Source organism: Kitasatospora sp. NPDC091257 (genome assembly GCF_044757675.1).
Lineage (GTDB): Bacteria > Actinomycetota > Actinomycetes > Streptomycetales > Streptomycetaceae > Kitasatospora > Kitasatospora lactacystinica.
The window spans coordinates 1-4905 of the sequence record NZ_JBIVVI010000696.1; the positions used below are offsets into that span (position 1 = coordinate 1).

Here is a 4905-nt window from a genome sequence, read left to right on the forward strand (position 1 = left end):
GGCGGGCTACCGCGCCAGATGGTCGAACTCCCCCGCCTTGACGCCACGAAGGAGGGCACGGAGGCTCTCGGGCGACATGGTGATGACAACGCCAGGTTCGTCACTCTCCCGGATCTTGATGGTGCTGTCGAGTGCCGCTGCCAGGTAGATGCAGTTGGCGGCCTCCACGCTGTAGCTGGACTTCTGCCAGTTGAGGACCGACATGACCTTGCCTCTCAAGTTTCCTTTTCGATACGTGCCATGAGATCACGCGACTCGACCGGGCTGAGCGCACAGGAATCCAGCCGATCCAGGATCATCCGATACTTCGCCAGGTAGGCATACGCGTCGAGGAACTCGGACCCGTGATCCGTGTCGAGCTGAACAGTGTCAAGTTGAGGCACGGAAGCGCTGAAGTAGACGATCGGCTGGCCAGAACCAGGGAACGCCCCAGCACCGAAGGGAATCACGCGAACTGAGATGTCCTCCCGGGCGCTCATCTCGATGAGCTGCCTGATCTGCCTTCGAGCCACAGCCGGACCACCAACCCCCATGCGCAAGGCTGCCTCATGGACGACGGTCGACAGCGAGGCCGAATGATCGCCGTAGAGCACCGCTTGTCGCTTGATGCGATGAGAGACGCGGTGCTCAACTTCGGGCGGCGACAGGGGTGGGAACACGTCGAGAAAGAGGGCACGGGCATGATCGGCGGTCTGGAGCAGTCCGGGCACGTGGATCACTGATGCAATCCTCATCGCGGTGCAGTGGTACTCCAACTCGGCGAGGTCGAGTGCGCTCGGACGCAGGATGTCGCGATACTCCTCCCACCACCCCCGGACTCGTCTTCCGGTCATGCCGACGAGAGCGTCGATGAGGCTCTGGTCCGTGCACGTGTACGCGCGAGCGAACGCACGGACGCGATCTGCGCTTACCGGGTAGCGGCCCACTTCGATGCGACTCATGTGAGCCTGGTTCACACCAACCCGAGCAGCCGCGGCAGTTGAGGTGAGCCCGGCATTCTCGCGGAGTTTGCGCAGTTCAAACCCAAGTCGCTGTTGCCGCAAGGTTGGGGCGCCGCTCGTCGACATCTCGCTCCTCTCGTTCACCATCCGGAGTGACATGGCAAGTCTTCAATGGACTTCATGGAAATTATGCCATGGAAGCGCTACCGTATGACATGGGTCAGCTACCAAGAGTGCTGATCTCCGGCAAACCCATGCCTTGAGGTAGGAGACTTCCATGGCTGCTGCGCCCTCGCCAAACCTCCGCCCGATCCCGGCCCGGCCCCCGACGGTCCCGACCTTCGACCAGGAGCTGTGCGGGCTCGTACTCGACTCCGCGCCCCGGCTGTTCGCCGTCGTCCAGGTGTGCGACGAGGGGCTCGCGGACGCCGACGGGTGGGTCGCGGCCTGGGGGTTCGCCGACGCCGCCGGGTCGACGCACGTCACCGGCGTCGACGGGCGGGCGCGCCTGACCCTCCCCTCCCCCGAGCGGGCCGTTCGCCACTTCTCCCGCCGGCCGGGGATCACCGCCCGGCTGATCTGGCTCTCCCCGCCGACCGGCGCCGCAACGGACCGGGCCGAAGCCGCCTGACGCCTCACGTCTGCGCGGCACTGCTCCGCAATCAGCGTCAACCTGCGCTCAGGCCGTCCAACTGATCCTGGAAGTAGGCCCGTTCGTCGTCGTCCGGCGCCAGCTCCAGCGCCACGGCGGCGTGGTGCCGCGCCCGGCTGTCGCCGACCATTCCGTAGACCATCGCCAGGGCGCCGTGCCCGTAGAAGTCGAGCCCCTCGACGGCGGCGAGGCCCTCGGCCAGCCACAGCGCCTCGGCCACGTTGCCCGTGCCGATCTCCGCCTGCACCGCGCAGCGCAGCACGTCCGGGTTGTTGGGACTCGCCCGGTACTGCGCCCGGAGGTCGCGGACGGCCCCGTGGACAAGCTCCGGATCGGCGGCGACGGCGAGCAGCCGGTCGGGGTTGGCGGGAGTGGCGGGCGGGAGCGACCGCCAGTGGTCGAGGTGCCCGGACCCGGGAGCGACCCGTTCCAGCTCCAGCAGCGCCGCGCGCCACGGCGCCTCGGCTCCGGCGTGGTGCGCCGCCGCCGCGAGGAGTTCCAGCACCTGCTCCTGGTCGGGTTCGAGGTGCTGCGCCCGTTCCAGGACGGCCACCACGTCCGGCCAGTCCACGCCGCTGCGCGGGACCGCGGCCAGCTGGTACAGCACCCGCCCCAGGGCGAGCCACTCGGTGGCGCCGCCGCTCCCGTCGCCGACAAGCTCGGAGAGGATGCCGGCCTGCTGCCGCACGAGGTCCACCGAAGCCTCGTGCCACTGCAACCAGGCCCGGACGTCGCCGAGTTGCCGCTCGGCCGCGACGCATCCGGGGTGGGCGGCGAGGACGCGCTCCAGCTCCCGTCCGGCCCGGTCCACGCTGCCGATCCGGACGTAGGCGCCGGCGAGGTCGCAGCGCACGGCCGGGTCGTCCGCCCCCGCGTCCGCCAGGAACTCCAGCAGCGGGACCGCCTCCGCGAACTGCCCCGACACCAGGTGGGCCGACGCCAGGGCGTGCAGGTCCCCCGCGTGGGCGTCGGCCGAAAGGGCCGACTCCTTCAGGGCGGCCAGCCCTTCCTCGTCCGGATCGGAGACGAACCGCTCGAAGCACGCGAGGACCTCGGGACGCGTGCCGTTCCCCCGGTACTGCGGCTCCCAGTCGATGGTCGGTTCACGGTTCACATGGGCCTCCCCAGCCGCCTGTTCCCCCGCCTGGCCTACCCGGGCTCCGTACGGTCCCACCGCCCACTGACACACCGCTCCGCGGTGCGCCAGGCGGCGGTGACGGCGCGGTGGGCGGCGGCGGTGGCCTCGGGGATGTCGCCGGGCAGGTGGAGCGGGGTGCCGAGGTGGACGTGCAGGGCGGGGCGGCGCAGGGGGGCGGTGGCGAAGCCGGCGAGCTGTTTGGCGGTGCCGCCCGAGCTGAGGCGGCGGGCGCCGCACTGGCCGAGCGGCACCACCGGGGCGCCGGTCGCCGCCGCGAGCCGGGCGAGGCCGGTGCGGAAGACGCCCGGCTCCGCGTCGCGGGAGTCCCGGCGCCGGGGCAGACCGCCCTCGCCGTAGATGAGGACGACCCGGCCGGCCGCCAGCGCCGCCGCGGCGGCGTCCAGCGCGCCGGCCGCCCGGGCGGTGCCACGGTGGACGGGGATGTGCCCGCCGGCCCGCAGCGCCCTGCCGAGCACCGGTACCCGCCACAGCCCGGCGGCGGCCATGACCACCGGCTCGGTGCCCAGCCGGCGCAGTGCGGCCAGCACCACTCCCGGGTCGGCCAGGGAGCTGTGGTTGGCCGCGACGATGCTGCCCGGGGTGACCGGGCCGGCCGTCTCGGAGGTGACGGACAGCCGGCCGAGGACGGGTACCAGGGCGGCGGCGATCGTGCTGAGCATGGCTGTTCCCCCGTGTCCCGCGGCGAAGTGACACCTCCATGCTCGCGGAGCGCCGCCGCCGGCCGCCTGAGTAGCCGTACTCAGACCGGGCCGGGTGCCGGTCGGGTCAGCCGCGCTGCACGGTGACCCGGTCCACGGCCGTGCCGTCCTCGGTCAGGGAGCGCACCTCCATCCGGGCGGGCCGGCCCGCGGCGGCGGGGGTCACCTCGGCCGCGACCAGGCAGTAGCCGGTGTAGCGGACCCTGGACCAGGTGACCTTGACGGTCTGGTTGTGGCCGCTCCGGTCGGCGACCACCATCGGCACGGGCTTGTCGTTGGCGCTTTCGTGCCCGAGGTAGGTGTCGGAGGCCGGGTAGGAGTAGAGCCCGCCGCCACCGCCGCCCGCGACGACGTAGGTGGTGCCGTCCTTCGCGGGGTCGACGGTGTCGCCGGAGGCGGCCTTGCGGATGGCCTTGCGGGTGGCTTTGCCGGCCCGGATGGGGTCGGTCCGCTCGTAGACGTGGTTGTGGCCGCTGAGCACCAGGTCCACCTGGTACTTGTCGAACAGTGGGGACCAGTCCTGCTGCGCGCCGAGTTCGGCGCCGTTGTCGTGGCAGGTGGAGTACGTGCACTGGTGCGGGTGGACGACGATGAAGTCGATGCCGGTGTCGGCGCGGAGCGCCGTGAGCCGGCTCTCCAGCCACTTCTTCTGCTTGCCCTTGGTGCAGTCGAGGTTGGCCGGGGTGTTGTAGCAGACGTCGTTGCCGTCGAGGCTGATCAGCCCGACGTTCTGGTACCGCCAGGAGTGGACGCCGGTGGACCGGCGCCGAAGTCGCCGGGCCGGACGCCGATCCGGACGAAGGGCGCGGTCACCGCGTCCGGCACCTGCCAGGAGACGACGACCTGCTGGGAGGGGTCGGCCCCGAAGGCGAGGTGACGGCCGATCGGCCGCGGGCCACCGAGGTGGTACCGGGCCGCCGTGCGGGTGACCTGCCGGACGTGTCGGCGCCGGAACACCCCGCCCGGCGTGCATGGGTGGAAGGGCGCCGTCCGCGGACGGCGCAGGTTCTGTCCCCCAGTCCGAGAGCCGCCCATGCCTCCCACCGTCTGTCTGCGCCGCATCGTCCCGACCGCGCTCTGCGCCCTCACCGTGGCCCTCGCCGCCGCCCCGGCGGCCCATGCCGCGCCACCGGGCCGCGACGGCGGGTCCGACCCCGGAAGGGCGGACGGCGGCAGTTACGACTGGGACCGCGTCGCGGCCTGCGAGAGCAGCGGCAACTGGCGCGTCAACACCGGCAACGGCTACTACGGCGGCCTCCAGTTCGACCGGCCCACGTGGCGGGAGAACGGCGGCCTCGCCTACGCACCGCGTGCCGACCTCGCCACCCGCGAGCAGCAGATCGCCGTCGCCGAGCACCTGGCCGACCACGAAGCCGCCGCCCATCAGCACCGCCGGGCGGACCTTCCCGGCCAGCGCCGAGCTGGTCCCGACCGCGGCGCCGACGCCCACGCTCG

General features: G+C 72.0%; 7 protein-coding genes. 2 read left to right on the forward strand and 5 right to left on the reverse strand.

Going from position 1 to position 4905, the window contains the following annotated elements; translation table 11 throughout:
• Window positions 1-6: 6 nt before the first annotated feature.
• Both ACIQOV_RS27525 and ACIQOV_RS27530 read right to left on the reverse strand, forming a co-directional pair.
• Window positions 7-204: a DUF397 domain-containing protein gene (locus ACIQOV_RS27525; protein WP_401052979.1), complete on the reverse strand. Its 198-nt coding sequence runs from the start codon at window positions 202-204 to the stop codon at window positions 7-9.
• Window positions 205-215: 11 nt separating this feature from the next.
• Complete coding sequence (locus tag ACIQOV_RS27530) at window positions 216-1067, reverse strand: helix-turn-helix domain-containing protein (RefSeq protein WP_401052982.1); 852 nt, start codon at window positions 1065-1067, stop codon at window positions 216-218.
• A 151-nt stretch (window positions 1068-1218) separates the two neighbouring features.
• On the opposite strand from ACIQOV_RS27530, the gene ACIQOV_RS27535 reads away from it, so the two are divergent.
• The gene (locus ACIQOV_RS27535) at window positions 1219-1572 is read left to right on the forward strand and encodes a hypothetical protein (RefSeq protein WP_401052985.1); all 354 of its coding nucleotides are present in this window, start codon (window positions 1219-1221) and stop codon (window positions 1570-1572) included.
• A 37-nt stretch (window positions 1573-1609) separates the two neighbouring features.
• On the opposite strand, the gene ACIQOV_RS27540 is transcribed toward ACIQOV_RS27535, so the two are convergent.
• From ACIQOV_RS27540 to ACIQOV_RS27550, 3 genes are all read right to left on the reverse strand, one after another.
• Window positions 1610-2707 (reverse strand): tetratricopeptide repeat protein, encoded by a 1098-nt coding sequence (locus ACIQOV_RS27540; RefSeq protein ID WP_401052988.1) that lies wholly within the window; start codon window positions 2705-2707, stop codon window positions 1610-1612.
• Window positions 2708-2742: 35 nt separating this feature from the next.
• Window positions 2743-3411, reverse strand: a complete 669-nt coding sequence (locus ACIQOV_RS27545) for a lysophospholipid acyltransferase family protein (protein ID WP_401052991.1) — start codon at window positions 3409-3411, stop codon at window positions 2743-2745.
• A gap of 106 nt (window positions 3412-3517) precedes the next feature.
• Window positions 3518-4423, reverse strand: a complete 906-nt coding sequence (locus ACIQOV_RS27550) for a metallophosphoesterase (RefSeq protein ID WP_401052994.1) — start codon at window positions 4421-4423, stop codon at window positions 3518-3520.
• Window positions 4424-4483: 60 nt separating this feature from the next.
• On the opposite strand from ACIQOV_RS27550, the gene ACIQOV_RS27555 reads away from it, so the two are divergent.
• Window positions 4484-4905, forward strand: a 422-nt coding sequence (locus ACIQOV_RS27555; protein ID WP_401052997.1) for a transglycosylase family protein, incomplete at its 3' end; no start/stop codon positions are given.